The following is a 19,925-nucleotide window of genomic DNA, read 5'->3' on the forward strand; positions in this document are numbered from 1 at the left end:
TAAATCCTAATACAAACAGATAAGTTACAGGTTGCAGTGACAATAAATCGGGAATAGAAATCCCCAGAATATCTATCTTTTTACTTTTTCAGGATTGAACTTGTTGTGTATACATTATTTCTCTTTTTGATTAAAATAAATGCTTTGTCTATTTTTGAACTTCAATAAATTTATTAGCCTGTGACACCCGTTAGTATTATTCTCGTTGTGGTGGGATATTTTTCCCTTCTATTACTCATATCCTATTTTACTGGTAGGAAAGCCGATAATAAAGACTTTTTTGTTGGAAATAAGCAGTCGCCATGGTATATCGTTGCATTTGGAATGGTGGGAGCCTCTTTGTCCGGAGTAACATTTATTTCCGTTCCCGGCTGGGTGAAATCGATAGATTTTACCTACATGCAGATGGTTTTTGGTTACATGTTAGGTTACATTGTGGTAGCCAATTTACTATTGCCCATATATTATAAATTAAATCTGACCTCGATATATACTTATTTGGATAATAGATTTGGAGGCGTATCCTATAAAACGGGTGCCGCATTCTTTTTACTATCAAGAACCATAGGTGCAGCATTTCGTTTATTTCTGATGGCCAATGTTTTGCAGATAACGGTTTTTGATGCATGGAATATTCCGTTTGTAGTTACTGTTTTAATTACAATTTTATTAATCTGGTTATATACTTTCAGAGGGGGAATTAAAACAATTATTTGGACAGATACCTTACAAACTCTATTTATGCTATTGGCTGTTGTTGTGAGTATTTATTTAATCATGAATCGTTTGAATCTCGGATTTACCGATTTGTATAATTCTATGGCAGATAGTGAATACTCCCGGATATTTGAATTTAAGGATTGGGGAAGCAGACAACATTTTCTGAAGCAGTTTCTTACCGGTGCTTTTATAACTATTGTAATGACTGGTTTAGATCAGGATATGATGCAGAAAAATTTAAGCTGTAAGAATATAAAGGAAGCAAAGAAGAATATGTATTGGTATGGTTTTGCATTTATACCTGCTAATTTATTATTTCTGCTCTTAGGTGCCTTATTGCTAATGTATGCACAACACGAGGGAATTGCGATTCCTGCAAGAGGTGATGATTTATTTCCATTATTGGCAACAAAATACCTTGGTCCGGTGGTAAGTCTTTTCTTTCTGGTTGGTCTGTTGGCTGCGGCTTATTCTAGCGCCGACTCAGCTTTAACATCTCTAACCACCTCTTTTACCGTTGATATTTTGGGTGCGAAGGAGGGGAATGAACAGGAAACCACTAAACTTCGCAAAAGATCACATATATTATTTTCATTTTTATTGCTTGTCGTGATTCTGATTTTCCGTGCCATTAATGATGAATCGGTTATTGCTGCGATATTTACGGTTGCAGGTTATACTTATGGTCCTTTATTGGGATTGTATGCCTTTGGTTTGTTTACGAAATACAAGGTGAAAGACCGCTATGTACCAATTATTGCCATATTGTCTCCATTAATCTGTTATATATTAAAAGATAATGCCGTGGCTTGGTTTAGCTATCCAATTGGTTTTGAGTTGTTGATTTATAACGGAATTATAACATTTGCAGGATTGTATTTAATCCGGAAAAGACGTTAATAAAACACCAGGAATTGATATATCTAATTAAAATCTTTGAATAAGGTTGAGGTATATTCTGGTATATCTTTGAGATTTTTCGAATGTACCTTCATAGTTTGCGGAAAAGGAAAACTTCCTGTTGATTCTCCAGGATAAATTGACCTCTGCAATATTCTGCAACAAATTGCTACCGCTAAATTGGTATTTATAATCAACGTGACTAAAATTGATCTCACTAAATAATTTTGCAGGAATCAAATCTTTGTAAAGTTTTAATCTGTAAATCTGTCCTTTTAGATAATTATTCCGAAGGCTGGTGACAGATAACCTAGCCGTACTATTGATAAATGGTATTTGTCGATAGGATATATATCCAATTATATTTGTGGAAGCTTTCTCATTATTTTTTCTTTTTCGATATCCATAATTACTGCCAACAGTAATATATTTCACAGGTTGGTAATTAGCCCGGAATCGAAATCAGGACTTGTTATATTTACCAGGACAGTTAGTTAAGATATAATGCTTTAATAAATTTATATCTTAGAAATATGAAAGAAGAAAGACGAACCTTTACGCGAGAGTTTAAATTAAAAAGTGTTGAGACGAGATGTTAAAGCAACAACAAGGGACAGATTATAAAAAACCTGTCCCTCCTTAAAAAAGCCCAATAATCCTGTTGTTATTCTGATAAACTAATCTCTGGTTTGTTACTAGTATTTCTGGATTGTCGTGATCGGGCTTTGGTATTGATCGCAACAATATGATTTTCGATCACCTGAGCAATTGTCTCATATTGTTCTGGTAATACAGAAACTACAGTATTTAGGTATGGTATCAATTTCTGATTAATGATATTTCGAACGATCTTTTTTTGACTTGAAGGGGCAATAATATCATCTTCGTTGTCTATTTCTTCCTTTTCTGATCGAAACAAAGATTCAAAATTATTCAAAGAACTGATACATGCTTTTACAAGATCACTTACACCAATCAAGCTGTCCACCATTGGCTTTACATTCTCCTCTTCCAGATTTGTGAGAAGTGAATGGGAAAGAGCCATTTGTCTTTCGTAACCTAATCGGTGCAAATTAAGGTTATTGGCATCAATAATTTGCCAAATTTTTCTGGCATTTGCCGAGATAGTTTCATCAGGCATGTGGGTGTTAGCCCAAACAAATTGCTTCAGACAAATAAAGTCCTTATCTGCAATGTCATCCAGTTTTTGTAACATTTTGGAGCGAAATCCATGCTTAGATGCCTTTATTGATTTTGAAAAGACAAGATTATCCGCAGCCAAAGTAGTGATGATATTACTAATTACCGGGTCGGCACTCCAATCACTCTTGCTGAATTCGTACACAATGTTCGATGCAAGGGTATTTATTTCGCCTGTATCGCAATAATGATAAATTTTTTGATTCATTTTTTAAAAGGTTTGTAGGTATATTTTGAGCTTTAGGATGTTGAAATTAGAAAATTTTTAATAAACAATAAAGCAATTCAGGCTAAAATAATAAGATAAGTGTGAATTTGTAAGTTGGCACATTTGGCAGGCGGAATATTCATTAAAAATATTTATCTTAACAGATTTTTTATGTATTTGTAATGTAAAATAATGGGGATTGCGTGTATTAATGTATGTTTTGGGCAGAACTATCCTTGTCGATAAACTAAAACCTGTTTGCAGATAAAAAATAGAAAGGGAATAGGAGTGCATCATCTTCTACCATCCGGATGGAAAAGTTATTCATTATTGTTGGAATGGATTCCGTTGCGTCGTAGGCTTCGTTCAGGATGTAATCAACCTACTCCGATGCGTTTTTCCTGAAAATGATCATCGAAAAAGTCGTTACTGAAGCGGTTTAGGCTTTTTAATAAGTATAATATTCAACTCCGACCCGGAGAAGCATATTTACATGATGAAATTGGGGAACTCCATTGCGTATTGCCGTTTTTTCATCATGTAAAATCACTTCTCCGATGCGTTTTGCTCTTTTTTAATGATGATTATTTCAAGTCCGAAGAGTTTTCAGCCATCCTGTCGTTTTAGAGTTCAACTTTTCATCGATAGGGAACTATCAGCGTAATAAATTGGCGATTTAAAGGAAATTTGTTTGGATGATATAATTATATATTGATGGCATTTGTTGTAGGAATATTTCTGTTACAATAAATGTAATCTGTTGCTTTAATTGCAGCTGTTTTATTAATCGATATGATATTAGTGATGTAATAAAATAAGCTACCTTTAAATCTGCTTTAAAGCTAAATCCATCTTGTTAATCATTAAATGAATTAAAATGAAAAAACCGAATATTGCTTTATCCATTGGCTTATTAATTTTTGCTGCTATACAGTTATTAAAACACCTATTTCATTTCGAACTTCCTGATTTTTGGTATGGCTTTGTCGTGGGACTATCCCTGGTGTTAATGGTGACCGGATTACTTGGTGGAGCATCATTATGCGAAAGACTGAGAGCTGGTAAGAGAAATATTTTTGGGATTAGGGAAAAGTAAAGATGTTGTATCGTTCATAATTTTGAGTGCCTGTATTCATAACAAACCCGTCAGATATTTGATACCTGACGGGTTTAATTTTATAGCGTATTCTATTCGTTTAGGCCTCTACCTCTTTGGTGTTAGTCTTGTACTTTTTATAGTTGAAATAAGCGCCAAGGCTTAAAGCAATCACAACTGCCAAGGTGTAATAAACCCAGGTAGGAACCGGAACAGGATCTCCTTTTGCGTAGGAATGCATACCAGCCAAATAGTAGTTCACACCAAAATAGGTCATTAGAATAGAGCTGTAGGCCCAAACCGATGCCAGATTAAAGGAGAATACTGATTTTAAGCCAGGGATAAAGCGTATGTGCAACACAAAACTATAAACCAAAACGCTTACCAAAGCCCAGGTTTCTTTAGGATCCCAACCCCAATAACGACCCCACGATTCATTAGCCCAAACACCGCCTAAAAAGGTTCCGATGGTTAAGAAATACAATCCAATGGTCATGGTCATCTCACTAATTCTACTTAGTTCCTGAATGTTATTGGCAATTCTATCCTTATTCTTATCCGACTGAAGAATCATTAGAACAAGGTTAATCATTCCCAGAATAGCTCCTAATGCAAGGAATCCGTAACTAGCCGTGATAATAGCCACATGAATGGTTAGCCAATACGATTTTAACACAGGAACCAGGTTGGTAATCTCAGGATTCATCCAGCTTAAATGAGCTACAAAAAGCGTTAATCCGGCAAGTACTGAGGTAGCTGCTATAGCAAAGTAGGACTTTCTTACGAAGATAAATCCGGCAAGTAAACAAGCCCATGCCACGTAGGTCATCGACTCAAAACCATTACTCCAGGGTGCATGTCCCGAAATATACCATCGTGCAGCCAGGCCAGCAGTATGAAACAGAAAAGCAATACCTAAAATGCCAATTGCAGGTTGCATAATCCATTTAATGGGAAATTTGGGTTTCAAGATCTGAATAACAAGAAATACCACCAATACAAAACCAATTAGCAAGTAGAATGGAAACAAGCGTTTGAAAATATTGGTGTTGTTATAGAAGATCTCTACTTTTTGTTTTGTTTCGGATGGAATTACAGCGCTGCCATATTTTTTCTGATAATTTTTGATGCCTGTAATATAGGTATTGGCATTATCGAATTCGTTTTTAGAGATTGCCTGGCTAAGCAGGATTATTGATTTCTTGATAAAAAGAGAATCTTCGCCATGAACCTTTATTTGACTGGTTGGATTATACCAGGCTTTCATGTTGTCGTTCGGATCCGGGAATATTTTTAAAAACTCGCCGGTAAAAACCATGTACGAAATATTAATTCTCTCGTCTACCGAGATAATCTCTTTGTCGTATTTATTACGCTGAGCAGGTTTTTTGGCATAAGCTTCCTGCACCTTTTGTCCTAATTTATATTGTCCCTGCTGATTGATAAAATTCATGAAGGAACCATATTTTCCATTTATTCCCATTTCCCGAGCTAAGTCTGAATTTCCGACTTTAATCATCGGTACCCTTTGCCACTCTTGTGGATTAAGCACCATACTAAGGAATATTTGTTCCGAAGAATAACCTTCAAAATTGCTCTTCTTGGTAATTTTTCGGATCACTTCACTAGCCAGCGTATTAATTGGTTCAAATCTTCCGCTATTGTCCTGAACCAAAACTTCGCCAAATTGTTTTGCCTGTTGAGTAGGAACTACATTTCTGTTTTGAGCAGAAGAGGGTAGCATGCTGCCAATTACCAAAAATGCCGTAATCACAGCTGTTTTTGTTCCCTTTGATTTTTTACCCAAAGCTTTAAAACGGGTGTAAGGATTAAATAAGGACCATGCCATTCCCAACATCAATATAAAATAGCCAAAGTAGGTAACTATCATTCCCCAACGATCATGGTTTACCGAAAGAATGGTTCCTTGCTCGTCGGAATCGTAGGATGCCTGAAAAAATCTGAATCCTTTGTATTTTAACACATTATTCATGAAAATTCTATAATCTTTAGTGATTCCTTCCTTACTATCAATAAGTGTAACCTCGCTTGCAAAAGAGGACGGACTATGAGATCCAGGATAACGATCTAATTGAAAGTCGTTCAGTTTTAAGGAAAATGGTAATTGCATTAGTTTCGAACCATATCCTATTGAAACATTCACTCCATTAATATTTGTCTTTGCCGAAACACCAACATAGTCACGTCTTCCGCGCACAAATAATTCCTGACTTTCGTTTCCGCTATTCACATTAAAAACCAATACGTTGGTAACGTTTTTATCTTTTCCTTCGACGTAATTGAATTTAGCCGAAGGATAAAAACTACGGATAACAAGCTTGGTTCCATCTATATCGTATAACTTTCTTGGCGAAACAACAATCCATTTATTCGATTCCATCGGGATGGATTCTCCGCCCATCATGCTTACTTCGGTTATTGGTACAGGGCTATATAAACGCAAACTGTCGGTATAGTCAAAAACAATAGCATCGGGATTAGCATTTTTTCCAAATGCCAGTAAATGATTTCCCACAAACTGTTTGGTATTGTATTGCATGGTGAAATTTTGCATTCCCTTTTTACCAGGACTTCCGGCAATAACCATCTCCATCATTGGTGTTCCATTAGGATCCTCTACCAAACTAGCTTTTGCATGAGGAATAAAATTATTGAGATGTATGCTAACCTGTTTGTTTTCTATACTAAGATCTTCATCGTAAGCAACAGATTTAATTGATGAAAGGTTCATTTTTTCATCTGCATTCATCTGTTGGTTTCCATCCTTAAGTCGCACTTGCACGTAGGTGTCTGTAGTAGCCATTTGATTACTGCTTTGTCCTTCACGGATATGCATATTTCCTTCGAAACCAATATAACGGGTAAAAGCCGAACCAATAAAAATCACGATAAAAGCTATGTGGAAAAGCAAAATAGACCACTTTTCTTTTTGGAAGAGCTGATATCGAAAAATATTCACAATAAGGTTGATCACAATAATAAGCAACATCAGCTCGAACCACCATGCATTATATACTAACGATCGGGCAGCTGCTGTACCAAAATCATTTTCAATAATGGTTGCTGTACCAATAGAAAATGCAAACAAGAGAATTAATACTCCCATCATTTGCATGGAGAAAAGGAAATTTAAAATCTTTTTCATTCCGATATTTTTAATGTAATTAATGTGTAAAAATCTTGAAAAAAAGGCAGGTAATTCAACCCCCTTCCGACAAATTGGAGTTCAAGATACGCTTTTCTGTATAAATTCAAAATCACCTAAAACTCAATTAATAGGCTTAAATCCAACCAGAGGTTCCTTAATAATTTGTAACTTATTGCTAATAAGAATATCTTATTTTAGTAGTTGATATATTCCATGTTTTTTGTAGATAAATGTCATTTCTTATTACGAATAAATCGAAAACACACAATACTTATTAAGACTAAAAATAAACTGTAATTCATTCGTTTGCTATTATATTTATATGAATAGCTTGAGAATCAAGTATAGAAAAGGATTAAAAGGTATTAAAATTTAAATATAATAAATTTAAATAATCTCAAAATATTGAATAAAATCATTAATTGAATTAGTATTGTATTCGTATCGAACCAATAATGAATTAAATAAGCGTTAATTCAGACGAAAAATAAACCTAAATTTAAAGGACGCATTTGATTAAAGAACACACAATTGAGTTATTAATGAAACAAATGTTGTCCGCCCTAATCTAATCAAGTAAAAAAATTATCTATGAAAAATCTATTTAAGCTAATTCTCTTGCTGTTTCTTGGCGTTTTGCCAGGCATGGTAATGGCACAGCTAAGTTTTACAGGAGAGATTCGTCCTCGTACAGAATACCGTCATGGTTTAAAATCTTTATACGAATCATCCGACGAAGCCGCTTTCTTTACTTCCCAACGAACCCGTTTAAATGTAAATTATGCCGAAGAAAAATTCAAAGTAGGATTGTCTTTGCAGGATATTAGAGTTTGGGGAGACGTGAAGCAGTTGAATGCTAGTGATAAAAATCAATTGATGCTTCACGAAGCATGGGGGGAAATCATCTTCAACAAAAGTTTTTCCTTAAAAGTTGGTCGTCAGGAATTAGTTTACGACGATCACCGAATCCTTGGAAACGTAGGATGGGCACAACAAGCCAGAAGTCATGATTTAGCCTTGTTTAAATTCAATACCGATGAGAATGGAAAGTTACATGTCGGTTTTGCCTACAATCAGGATAGCGAAAAATTGGATAATCGTTTGTATCAAACAGGAGGAAACTACAAAAGCATGCAGTTTATGTGGTACAATCGCAAATCTGAAAAATTTGATTTTAGCTTACTATTCCTAAATAATGGTCTTCAGTATATGAATGTTGTTGGAGGTACTGTAGTGGATGATGCTACCCGATACAGTCAAACATTTGGAACTTATATGAACTATCGTCCTTGTAAAGTTACTTTTACAGGTTCGGCTTATACCCAGTTTGGTAAAGATGTAAACAATAGAGATTTAAAGGCATATTTACTTTCTGCTGGAATGAATATTCCACTTTCCTCGAATTGGAAAGGTAATGTTGGTTTTGAAATTCAATCCGGTACCGATTCTAATAAGCAAAATGTAGGATTTGATAATAAATCTTTTACTCCATTATTTGGAACCAACCATAAATTTAATGGTCACATGGATTATTTTTATGTGGGTAACCACACTAATAACGTTGGTTTGCAAGATTTTTATGGTGGGTTTAACTATGCAAAAGATAAGTTTTCGTTCGCTTCTAAAATTCACATTTTTTCGGCTCAGGCAAATGTAATGAGTGGAACGGAAAAATTGGATAAATATTTAGGAACCGAGGTAGATTTATCAGTAGGATATAAATATTCTAAAGGTGTATTGATTAAAGCAGGTTATTCCCAAATGTTTGCTTCTGATACTATGGAGGTACTAAAGGGGGGAGACAAGACGAAGTTACAGAATTGGGCTTGGGTAATGCTTGTTTTCAAACCTAAGTTCTTATAGAAACTATAAAATCACCATACATCAAATCTAACGCGAATGAGAAAACTATTTAAATTTCTAACACCGCCGCCTTTCTGGAAACTTCCGGTATATGTTGTTCTCGGTATATTCGTAGGCTTGGGTTGTTATGTGCTTTACCTTTCAAAGGCAGCATCGTATTTGTCCGACAACCCCAAGACTTGTGTGAATTGTCATATCATGGCACCACAGTATGCTACCTGGAATCATAGTTCCCATCGTGAAGTTGCCACTTGTAACGATTGTCATGTTCCGCACAATAATGTGTTTAATAAATACTATTTCAAAGCAAAAGACGGACTGCGGCACGCAAGTATCTTTGCAATGAGAAAGGAACCAGAGGTGATCTTTATATTGGAGGCTGGGAAAAAGGTTGTTCACAACAACTGTATTCGGTGTCACAATCAACTGTTGTCAGATCCTAAACTGGCTGCTAAAGTACCAAATAACGCTCATAATACTCAGGACAGAGTTTGCTGGGAATGTCATCGGGAAGTTCCTCATGGACGGGTAAACAGCATATCCAGTGTACCTAATGCCAGAGTACCGGTTCCTGAGAGTCCGGTTCCGGATTGGTTGAATGATTATATGAAAGAAACAAAATTAGAAAACGAATAAAACTTAATACTATGAAACCTATACAAGAATCTGTAGGCAAAAAGCCGTTGTTGGGATGGATGATTTTTCTCGCCACTTTAGTTGTTGTATTTCTACTCGGATTGTTAGCTTCCTCGATAATGGAACGTAGGGCAGAATCCGTATTTGCTTATACTCCTCAAGTGAAATACGACCAGTGGGAGCCAAGAAATGAAGTTTGGGGGCAGAATTTCCCAAGAGAATTTCAATCTTATTATCAAACAGCCGATACTACATTTAGAAGTAAATATGATGGTAGTGCTATGATTGATATGTTGGAAGTTGATCCTCGATTGGTTGTATTATGGGCCGGATATGGCTTTTCTAAAGATTACAATCAGGGAAGAGGTCATTATTATGCTGTCAAGGATATTCAGAATACCTTGCGCACCGGTGGTCCTAAAAATGAAAAGGATGGACCTATGCCTGCTACCTGTTGGACCTGTAAAAGTCCGGATGTACCTCGTTTAATGAATGAAATTGGGGTTGCTGAATTTTACAAAGGAAAATGGGCTGGTAAGGGTAGCGAAATCGTAAATCCTATTGGATGTGCGGATTGCCACGATGCGAAAACTATGAATCTTAGAGTAACTCGGCCTGCATTGATCGAAGCTTTTGAACGTCAAGGTAAGGATATTAATAAAGCGACTCATCAGGAAATGCGCTCCTTAGTTTGTGCTCAGTGCCATGTGGAATACTATTTCAATAAAAAGCGTGTGGAGGGTGTTCCTTACCTTACTTTCCCGTGGGATAAAGGAATGACAGTGGAAGCTGCGGAAGAATACTACGACGAAATGGATTTTAAAGATTGGACGCACAAATTGAGTAGAGCTCCAATGTTGAAAGCTCAGCATCCGGGATATGAGATTTATTTGAAAGGAATTCACGCGGACAGAGGTGTTTCTTGTGCTGATTGTCACATGCCTTACAAATCGGAAGGTGGACAGAAATTCACCGATCATCATATTCAAAGTCCATTGAATAATGTTGCAAATTCTTGTCAGGTTTGTCACCGTCAGGAAACCGACAAGTTGATTAAAAATGTATTTACCCGTCAGGATCAAATCATTGGCAACCGTGATAAACTGGAAGAGCTATTGGTTCGTGCACATGTTGAAGCGAAAAAGGCTTGGGATTTAGGAGCAACAGAAACCGAAATGAAACCGGTATTACAATTAATCAGACATGCACAATGGCGTTGGGATTATGCAGCAGCAAGTCATGGTGGTTCTTTCCATGCTCCAACAGAAATTGGACGAATTATTGCTACCGGAATTGTACGTGCTCAGGATGCCCGAATCGACTTGGCTAGAATATTTGCAAAATATGGATTTAACCAAGAAGTTGCATATCCTGATATTGCTACAAAAGCAAAAGCTCAGAAATTTATTGGTTTAGATATTGAGAAGTTGAAAAAAGAAAAAGAAGGATTCAAGAAAAATCTTCTTCCTGAATGGAGAGAAAAAGCTAAGAAGCGGGAAAGTACCTATCAGGTAAAATTATAGTTTATAATACTCACAATATAGTTTTAATATGCTGCCTGTAATAGGGCAGCATATTTTTTAATATCAGGAATTTGTTCCAATTTTCAGGCTTGGATATAAGGGAATAGGTAATTATGACGAAAATGAATAAACCACTTTGGGAAAGTCCGTGGGCATACATGGAAAGTTTTTTAATCTCTTTTGGTCTGGTTTTAATAGGCTTTCTTTTGGAGTTTTCAATTCCGAATCATCCTGAGGTGAAAATTGTTTATCCGCTAAACCTAATACTAGGACTCTGTTTTGTAGCCTTGGTTATTCTGTTGTATTTTTTACTTCGAAAAATCCGGATAATAAGATTTTTATCTGGTATACCGGCTTCAATAGGAGCTGTAGTGGCCTTTGCTGCATTGGTAATTTTGATGGGGATTAGTCCGCAAGTACCTATGCAGGGGAAAAATATAATTACAACTTTAAAATTAAATGATCTCACTTCTTCATGGTCATTTTTACTTATTAATTTATATGTGTTACTGGTTTTAGGATTGGTTATACTCCAGAAGTTAGAAAGATTCAAAAGGAGAAATTGGGGATTTATTTGTAGCCATCTTGGTTTATGGATTACGATTTTTACAGTCGGATTAGGAGCAGGAGATTTACAACGCCTACGTATGGATTTACATGTAAATAAAACGGAGTGGAAAGCATACGATGGGGAAGGTAAATATTATGAAATGCCATTGGCAATTCACCTAAATCATTTTCAGATCGATGAATTTCATCCTAAGTTAGCAGTTGTAGAGAATAGTAGCGGAAAATTATACGAGGCGAGTAAGCCTTCCATGATCATGATTGAAAAAAAACTGCAATGTAAGTTACATCAATGGAATGTGGAGGTGAGTGAGTTTTATGCTTCTTCGGGAAGATCTGGTGATCGATATTACCAGATGTTTGATTATGGAGCGGCACCAGCAGCTTTTGTCAAAGTTACTACTTCCTCTTCGGATACTCTTTCGGGATGGATAAGCTGTGGAAGTTTTAATCATCAGCACGAATCGCTGAAATTAAACCGGGATTTTTCTTTATTAATGACTGTTCCTGAACCCAGGAAATTTTCCTCAGAGGTAACTATTTTCACTCCCGATGGAAGCAAGGTAAATCAAACTCTGGAAGTGAATAAATCCTATTCCGTAAATGGATGGAAGATTTACCAACTAAGTTATGATGAAAAAATGGGCAAATATTCAGAATTAAGCATTGTTGAACTGGTAAAAGATCCTTGGCAAATCTACGTTTATATCGGTGTGTTTTTAATGATGATAGGTTCTGTTTACATGTTTTGGCAAGGAAGCAAGCTAAGGCAAAAGGCAACAAGTATGGTATTATCCGAAGATCTATAATTTAAAGCTTAAGAAGAATGATTTGGAATTATTTTTTAATCACTGCGAGCATAAGTACCACCAGTTGGGGCGTTGCAGCATTTATTCATAAAAAAGAGGGGTTCCGAAATAGTCTTGTGATTGCAGGGATTCTTAGTATCGCTCTTTTTATTGCATTTTTGTGGATACAGCTAGAAAGACCACCATTGCGGACCTTAGGGGAAACTCGCTTATGGTACGCTTTCTTTTTACCGATAATTGGATTCATAACCTATTGGCGTTGGCGTTACCATTGGATGCTTTATTATAGTTTAGCTCTATCCTTAATATTTTTGCTGATAAATTATTTGCATCCCGAGAACTTTTCCAAAACATTAATGCCTGCTTTGCAAAGTCCTTGGTTTGTGCCGCATGTGGTAGTTTATATTTTTGCATATGCTTTTTTGGCTGCATCTTCATTGGTGGCAATACGGGGATTATATCAGTTTTATAAAAATAAATTAACACCTAAGCTTATGTTGATGGCTGATAACTTGGTTTATCTGGGATTTGCATTTCTTACGCTTGGCTTACTTTTCGGTGCACTTTGGGCAAAAGAGGCATGGGGTCATTATTGGACATGGGATCCTAAAGAAACTTGGGCATTTATAACATGGATGGGTTATTTGGTTTATATTCATTTTAGATATCAACATGTATCAAAGAGCAAAGCTGCATTGTGGATTTTGGCATTGGCATTTGTAATTCTTTTAGTTTGTTGGTTCGGGATAAATTATTTGCCTTCCGCACAGTTTAGTATTCATACCTACAGCAAGGCTCCCTAAAGTGTCTTAGTTTTCCATACGAATAAAGGTCATTTCAAATTTGAAATGACCTTTATTCGTAATAGAAGATGAGATGAAATTACTCCTCTATCTTGTGTAATACCATTTTCTTGGCAGTTTCAATTGCCTTCTCTAATCCTTTAGGATCTTTTCCTCCCGCCGAAGCAAAGAATGCCTGGCCACCACCGCCACCTTTAATTTCTTTGGCTGCTTCACGAATAATTACTCCGGCATTTAAGCCAAATTCTTTTACTAAATTATCCGAGAACATGATAGTAAGATTAGCTTTGCCTTCTAAATCAGCACCACTAATAAACACTAAATTGTCCACTTCTCCTTTTAGTTGGAATGCAATATCTTTAATATCACCGGCCGATTGAACCACTAAGGGTTCTGTAATGAAACTTATGTTTTTTGTGACAGAAATATTGGCTTTCAAATCATTTTTAAGAACTTTTAATCGGTCTTTCATAAAACCATCCAGATTTTTTTTCATTCCGAAATTTTCTTTCATTAAATCCTGAATGTTCTTAATTAAATTTTGATTGGACTTAAAGATTTGTTCAATCTCTTTTAAGGTATTTAGCTTATCATTAATGAAATGCTCAGCTTTATCAGCCGTGATTGCTTCAATTCTTCGAACACCGGCAGAAATAGCACTTTCTGAGACAATTTTAAAAAGTCCGATTTGACCAGTTGCGTTTACATGAGTACCTCCACAAAGCTCAACGGATTCATTGAATTTTATTACGCGAACCAAATCGCCATATTTTTCTCCAAACAAGGCCATTGCACCCATATTCACAGCCTCAGTCATGGGAATATTATTTTTGACATCAATAGCTATATTCTCTCTTATTTTTTGGTTTACTATTAATTCAACCTTTGCAATCTCTTCATCAGTAAGTTTTTGAAAATGAGAGAAGTCGAAACGAAGATGATCGGGATTAACCAAGGATCCTTTTTGTTCCACATGATCTCCAAGCACTTGTCTAAGTGCATAGTGCATCAAGTGAGTAGCTGTATGATTGTTGGCCGTTAGAGTACGTTTTTTATCACTAACAACGGCTTTGAATATAGTAGTTGGATCCTCAGGAATTTTATTCGTTAGATGAACAATTAAACCATGCTCTTTTTTGGTATCAAGGATAGATATTTTAGAACCATTAGCTTCAATGTAACCAGTATCGCCAACCTGTCCGCCACTTTCACCATAAAAAGGTGTAATGTTGAAAACTAGCTGATATAGATCTTTTCCTTTGGAAGTGATTTTACGATAACGGGTGATTTTTACATCAGTAGATAAATAATCGTAACCTATAAATTCCTCTACATCATCTTTTAAAATTTCGATCCAATCGCCAGTTTCTATGGATGTTGCGGATCTGGAGCGATTTTTCTGAGCTTCCATTTCCAGATTAAACTCCTTGCGATTTACGACAAGATCATTTTCTTTTAAAATGAGTTCTGTTAAATCTAAAGGAAATCCGTAGGTATCGTATAATTCAAAGGCTAATTTTCCCGGGATCACTTTGAAATCATCAGCTTTAGTTTTTACGATAATTTGATCTAATAGGCGTATTCCATTTTCTAAGGTTCGCAAAAATGAATTTTCTTCCTCTTTAATCACTTTTTCGATTAAATTTTGTTGTTTGATAAGTTCGGGGAAATGTTGTCCCATCACTTCAATCAGAACAGGAATCAATTGGTACATAAATGGATCTTTAAATCCAAGGAATGTATATCCGTAACGAACTGCTCGACGTAAAATTCTTCGGATAACGTAGCCCGCTTTATTATTAGAAGGCAATTGTCCATCAGTTATCGCAAATGCAATTGTTCTGATATGATCAGCAATCACACGAAGTGAAATGTCTATTTCTTCCTCTTCGCCATATTTTTTTCCACCCATTTTAGCAATGGTCTGGATAATAGGTTGGAATACATCTGTATCGTAGTTGGAAGTTTTTCCTTGTAAAGCCATGCATAATCGTTCAAATCCCATTCCAGTATCCACATGTTGATGAGGTAAGGATTCCAATGATTTATTTGATTTTCTATTGTATTGCATGAATACCAGATTCCATATTTCAATAACCTGAGGATGATCTTGGTTGATTAATTTTGCGCCATCCAATATTTTTCTTTCCTCATCACTTCTTAAATCGATATGAATTTCGGAACAAGGACCACAGGGACCTGTTTCACCCATTTCCCAAAAGTTATCTTTTTTATTCCCATTGATAATATGACTTTCAGGGAGATATTTGCTCCAATATTGAGAAGCTTCATTATCCCTACTTAATTTATCATCCTCGCATCCCTCAAAAACGGTAGCATAAATTCTGTCTTTTGGCAGTTTAAATACCTCAATAAGAAGTTCCCACGCCCAATCAATAGCTTCCTTTTTAAAATAATCTCCAAAAGACCAATTACCCAACATTTCAAACATTGTGTGATGATAGGTGTCATGTCCGACCTCTTCCAGATCATTATGTTTTCCTGACACTCGCAAACATTTTTGGGAATTTGAAATACGTTTATATTTTATTGGAGTATTGCCCAAAAAAATATCCTTAAACTGGTTCATTCCTGCATTAGTAAACATCAATGTAGGATCGTCCTTTATCACCATTGGTGCTGAAGAAACTATCTTATGTTGTTTTGAATCAAAAAAATTCAAAAATGTTTGTCTGATTTCGCTAGAATTCATATGTTGATTATGTTTTAAATCAGTGAGATTTTGATACTTAGCTTGCAAAGTTAGATTATTTCCTTAATTTTGTTATCTAAAATGAGCAAAAATTTAGGCTTTTTCTGCAAAATTAACCGAAAAATATTACATGGCGAAAACTAAGTATCAGTTTAACCCTGAGTCTATTAGCTACGAAAAGGTTGAGCTCAATATTAAGACTCGAATTATCAAGGTATTGAAGCACATTGCTTCGAGTTCAGTACTTGCTATTGCAATGGTAGTAGTATTGTTCTATTTCTTTGGCTCACCTAAGGAGCGATCATTGATACGTGAAAATCAACAAATTCTTTCTCAATATAACAGATTAAACTCGGAATTTGAACAAGTTGAAAGTGTATTGTCGGATCTGGAACAGCGAGATGATAATATATACCGTGTTATTTTTGAAGCGGAACCCATTCATTCTAATATTCGAAAAGCCGGAATTGGTGGTGTAAACCGATATAAGAATTTGGAGAATTTAGACAATGCAGATTTGGTTATTTCAACTACGAAGAAATTAGATGGAATTATTAAATCCATGTATGTTCAGACAAAGTCTTACGACGATGTGGAGGACATGGTGAAGAATAAGTTCAAAATGTTGGCAGCAATACCTGCAATAATGCCGCTCGCTTTAAAGGATTATGGACGAATATCAGCTGGTTTTGGATGGAGGATTCACCCTATTTATAAAACCCGAAAATTCCATGATGGAATGGATTTTACTTGTACTATCGGTACACCAATATATGCGGCGGGGGATGGAGTAGTTAGATTCGCGCATAAGCAAAGAGGATACGGAAAAAAGATTGAAATAGATCATGGATATGGTTATAAGACTGTTTATGCTCATTTAAGTGTTTATAATGTAAAGAAAGGACAAAGAGTAAAAAGAGGAGAAGTAATTGGATTTTCGGGTAATACAGGTAAGTCAACAGGGCCACACCTTCATTATGAGGTTAGAAAAAATAATAAGCCCGTCGATCCGGTAAATTATTACTTTAATGATTTAACTGCTGATGAATATGATAGAATGGTAGCTATATCAGCAAATACTGGTCAAACAATGGATTAGATCAACGCATAATAAATAAGAAGACATAAAAATGGCATAGGAAATCATATTCTGTGCCATTTTATTTATTACTTTAGTTTGTAAATTGTTCTTAAACAACTTTGTTTTACTTTTCTATTAAATTTAAAAAGTATAATCGTGCCTTATAAAGAAATGAAAATAGAAAAACTTTATTATTCTATAGGTGAAGTTGCCGATATGTTTCAGGTGAACACCTCTCTGATTCGATACTGGGAGAAGGAGTTTGATATTATAAAACCTAAAAAGAATAAAAAGGGAAACCGTTTTTTCACGCAAGCAGACATTGAAAATTTTCATTTAATTTTTCATCTTGTAAAAGAACGGGGAATGACATTGAAAGGAGCAAAACAGAAAATAAAAGAAAATAAGGAGGATACGGAGAACAATTTTGTCGTTGTCACCAGATTGCAGGAAATAAAAGATCTTCTTTTGGAGATTAAAGATGCGTTATAATCACTTAAACGAGTAAAAATTGAAGGTACAAGATATTGTTTCATCTATAGAACAGATGGCTCCTCTATCTTATCAGGAGTCATATGATAATTCAGGATTAATTGTTGGCGACTCTAATTTGAAGGTTAGTGGTGTACTTATATGTTTGGATGTTACCGAGGCCGTTGTTGAGGAGGCCATACAGAAAGGTGATAACTTAATTATTTCTCATCACCCTATTCTTTTTAAAGGAATAAAGAGTTTGACAGGTAAAAGTTATGTAGAGCGAACTTTGATTTTAGCAATACAGCATAAAATAGCAATTTATGCTTCCCATACCAATATGGATGCTGTTCAGGGTGGCGTAAGTGATAGAATCTGTGATTTAATAGGATTAAAAGATACACGGGTTTTAGTTCCAGTTCAAGGAGATTTAAAGAAACTGGTAAGTTTTGTTCCAGAGGATTATGCCGAGAAAGTTAGGAATGCTATTTTTCAAGCTGGTGCAGGAAGTATTGGAAATTACGATTCTTGTAGTTTTAATGCAAAAGGAATAGGTACGTTTCGGGGAGGAGAAAATGCAAATCCGTTTGTAGGTGAAAAGGATAAGTTGCATGAAGAATCGGAGGTAAGAATCGAAACGATTTTTTCTGGATATCGAACAAGAAAAGTGATTGATGCATTATTAAAGAGTCATCCTTACGAAGAAGTAGCTTATGATATCTATCCAATAGAGAACGAAAATCCTTTAGTCGGCCATGGCAGAATAGGTGTTTTGGAAGAGTCGGAAGATGCTATGATATTTCTGAATAGAATTAAAAAGATCTTCAATGTTGGCTGTATTAGATATACTAATATTGTAAATGAAAAAATTAGTAAAATAGCTGTTTGCGGTGGAAGTGGTAGTTTTCTTCTTGCTCAGGCTATAAAGGAAGAAGCTGACGTTTTTATTACTGGTGATTTTAAATATCACGAGTTTTTTAATGCAGAAGAAAAGCTGATGATTGCAGATATTGGACACTATGAAAGTGAACAATTTACTCGCGATATTTTTTATGAGTTAGTTACAAAAAAATTCCCTAACTTTGCAGTTCATATTTCAGAGATAAATTCGAATCCAATAAATTATTTGTAAAACATATGACAACACAAGATCCAAAAGCTTCAGATTTAAAGGATATTTCAGTTGAAGAAAAATTACGCACTCTTTATGAGATGCAAAGAGTTGATGCTGAGGTGGACCAAATTAGAACGCTTAGAGGGGAGCTTCCACTTGAAGTTCAGGATTTGGAAGATGAGATCGCCGGGCTCGAAACAAGAGGTACGAATCTAAATAATGAAGTAAAAGAACTTGTTGAAACAATCGCCAAGAAGAAGCAAGAGATTAAAGAAGCTGGATTGCTTATTAAAAAGTATGAAGCTCAACAAATGAATGTTCGCAATAATCGTGAATTTGACTCTATTTCTAAAGAGATCGAATTTCAAAATCTTGAAATCGAATTGTGCGAAAAAAGAATTAAAGAGTTTACTGCTGATATGAATAGCAAGAAAGCTTTAATTGAGAATTTGGACGCAGTTTTTGCTGACAAGAAAGGTGATTTGGAGTCTAAGAAAGGCGAGTTGGATGAGATTGTTTCAGAAACTCAAAAAGAGGAAAGTAAATTAGTAGATCAATCTGATTCTTTTAAGGATAAAATTGAAGAAAGATTGTTGACAGCTTATTCCCGAATTCGTGCTAACGCAAGAAATGGTTTGGCTGTAGTTACTGTTGAACGTGATGCTTGTGGAGGTTGTTTTAATAAGATACCACCTCAACGTCAAATGGATATTCGTTCTCGCAAAAAGATTATAGTATGTGAATATTGTGGTCGTATATTGGTCGATCGTTATATTTGCGATTACGATCATTCTATGGAAGAAGAAGATAAGGCTATTGCAGCTGCTAAACCAAAACGAAGAACGCGTAAAAAAGAATAGTATAATCTTAAAGCATATAAAAAGAGGGTATCTAGATATGAGGAGGCCACTGAAAAAGTAACATACTATCAAGCATCAAACCGAAGAATTACTCTTTGGCTTGATGCTTTTTTAATATCTTAGAGCCTGTTAGAAAAATAATATCATGCTCGTTCAACAACAAACATTAGGCTTAAGCCCATATACAGA

15 protein-coding genes are annotated in these 19,925 nt (G+C 35.4%); 11 read left to right on the top strand and 4 right to left on the bottom strand.

The features are described from left to right. Positions 1 to 180 precede the first annotated feature (180 nt). A complete protein-coding gene (locus DLK05_RS14125; protein ID WP_127344660.1) occupies positions 181 to 1,620 on the top strand; it encodes a sodium:solute symporter in 1,440 nt (479 codons plus the stop codon). Between the two features lie 27 nt (positions 1,621 to 1,647). Here DLK05_RS14125 and DLK05_RS14130 read toward each other — a convergent pair whose 3' ends face one another. Then, entirely contained in the window at positions 1,648 to 2,055 is a 408-nt protein-coding gene (locus DLK05_RS14130) for a hypothetical protein (RefSeq protein ID WP_127344661.1), read from the bottom strand. 229 nt (positions 2,056 to 2,284) lie between these two features. Further along, a complete protein-coding gene (locus DLK05_RS14135; RefSeq protein WP_127344662.1) occupies positions 2,285 to 3,028 on the bottom strand; it encodes a DUF6261 family protein in 744 nt (247 codons plus the stop codon). Positions 3,029 to 3,905: 877 nt separating this feature from the next. Between DLK05_RS14135 and DLK05_RS14140 the strand changes: the two genes are divergently transcribed. Continuing rightward, positions 3,906 to 4,124 carry a hypothetical protein gene (locus DLK05_RS14140; protein ID WP_127344663.1) on the top strand — a complete coding sequence of 73 codons (219 nt, stop codon included), beginning with the start codon at positions 3,906 to 3,908 and terminating at the stop codon, positions 4,122 to 4,124. 100 nt (positions 4,125 to 4,224) lie between these two features. Here the strand turns inward: DLK05_RS14140 and DLK05_RS14145 are convergent, their stop codons facing one another. Then, positions 4,225 to 7,290, bottom strand: coding sequence for a cytochrome c biogenesis protein (locus tag DLK05_RS14145; protein WP_127344664.1), 3,066 nt, complete (start codon positions 7,288 to 7,290; stop codon positions 4,225 to 4,227). Between the two features lie 594 nt (positions 7,291 to 7,884). Between DLK05_RS14145 and DLK05_RS14150 the strand changes: the two genes are divergently transcribed. The 5 genes from DLK05_RS14150 to ccsA all read left to right on the top strand — a co-directional run bounded on the left by DLK05_RS14150 (position 7,885) and on the right by ccsA (position 13,494). Next, positions 7,885 to 9,156: an alginate export family protein gene (locus DLK05_RS14150; RefSeq protein ID WP_127344665.1), complete on the top strand. Its 1,272-nt coding sequence runs from the start codon at positions 7,885 to 7,887 to the stop codon at positions 9,154 to 9,156. Positions 9,157 to 9,192: 36 nt separating this feature from the next. Next, entirely contained in the window at positions 9,193 to 9,792 is a 600-nt protein-coding gene (gene nrfH, locus DLK05_RS14155) for a cytochrome c nitrite reductase small subunit (RefSeq protein ID WP_127344666.1), read from the top strand. Between the two features lie 11 nt (positions 9,793 to 9,803). Further along, positions 9,804 to 11,315: an ammonia-forming cytochrome c nitrite reductase gene (nrfA, locus tag DLK05_RS14160; RefSeq protein ID WP_127344667.1), complete on the top strand. Its 1,512-nt coding sequence runs from the start codon at positions 9,804 to 9,806 to the stop codon at positions 11,313 to 11,315. Positions 11,316 to 11,437: 122 nt separating this feature from the next. After that, positions 11,438 to 12,691: a cytochrome c biogenesis ResB family protein gene (locus tag DLK05_RS14165; protein ID WP_209319890.1), complete on the top strand. Its 1,254-nt coding sequence runs from the start codon at positions 11,438 to 11,440 to the stop codon at positions 12,689 to 12,691. A 17-nt stretch (positions 12,692 to 12,708) separates the two neighbouring features. Beyond that, the gene (ccsA, locus tag DLK05_RS14170) at positions 12,709 to 13,494 is read left to right on the top strand and encodes a cytochrome c biogenesis protein CcsA (RefSeq protein WP_127344669.1); all 786 of its coding nucleotides are present in this window, start codon (positions 12,709 to 12,711) and stop codon (positions 13,492 to 13,494) included. Between the two features lie 79 nt (positions 13,495 to 13,573). Here the strand turns inward: ccsA and alaS are convergent, their stop codons facing one another. After that, positions 13,574 to 16,207: an alanine--tRNA ligase gene (gene alaS, locus DLK05_RS14175; protein WP_127344670.1), complete on the bottom strand. Its 2,634-nt coding sequence runs from the start codon at positions 16,205 to 16,207 to the stop codon at positions 13,574 to 13,576. Positions 16,208 to 16,337: 130 nt separating this feature from the next. Here alaS and DLK05_RS14180 point away from each other — a divergent pair, with 130 nt between their 5' ends. From DLK05_RS14180 to DLK05_RS14195, 4 genes are all read left to right on the top strand, one after another. Further along, positions 16,338 to 17,306, top strand: coding sequence for a M23 family metallopeptidase (locus DLK05_RS14180; RefSeq protein WP_127344671.1), 969 nt, complete (start codon positions 16,338 to 16,340; stop codon positions 17,304 to 17,306). A gap of 138 nt (positions 17,307 to 17,444) precedes the next feature. After that, complete coding sequence (locus DLK05_RS14185; RefSeq protein WP_209319891.1) at positions 17,445 to 17,780, top strand: MerR family transcriptional regulator; 336 nt, start codon at positions 17,445 to 17,447, stop codon at positions 17,778 to 17,780. A 19-nt stretch (positions 17,781 to 17,799) separates the two neighbouring features. Further along, positions 17,800 to 18,894: a Nif3-like dinuclear metal center hexameric protein gene (locus DLK05_RS14190; RefSeq protein ID WP_127344672.1), complete on the top strand. Its 1,095-nt coding sequence runs from the start codon at positions 17,800 to 17,802 to the stop codon at positions 18,892 to 18,894. 5 nt (positions 18,895 to 18,899) lie between these two features. Then, complete coding sequence (locus tag DLK05_RS14195) at positions 18,900 to 19,736, top strand: zinc ribbon domain-containing protein (protein ID WP_127344673.1); 837 nt, start codon at positions 18,900 to 18,902, stop codon at positions 19,734 to 19,736. The last annotated feature ends 189 nt before the right edge of the window (positions 19,737 to 19,925 follow it).

The organism is Ancylomarina longa, from assembly GCF_003996985.1.
Classification (GTDB): Bacteria; Bacteroidota; Bacteroidia; order Bacteroidales; family Marinifilaceae; genus Ancylomarina_A; species Ancylomarina_A longa.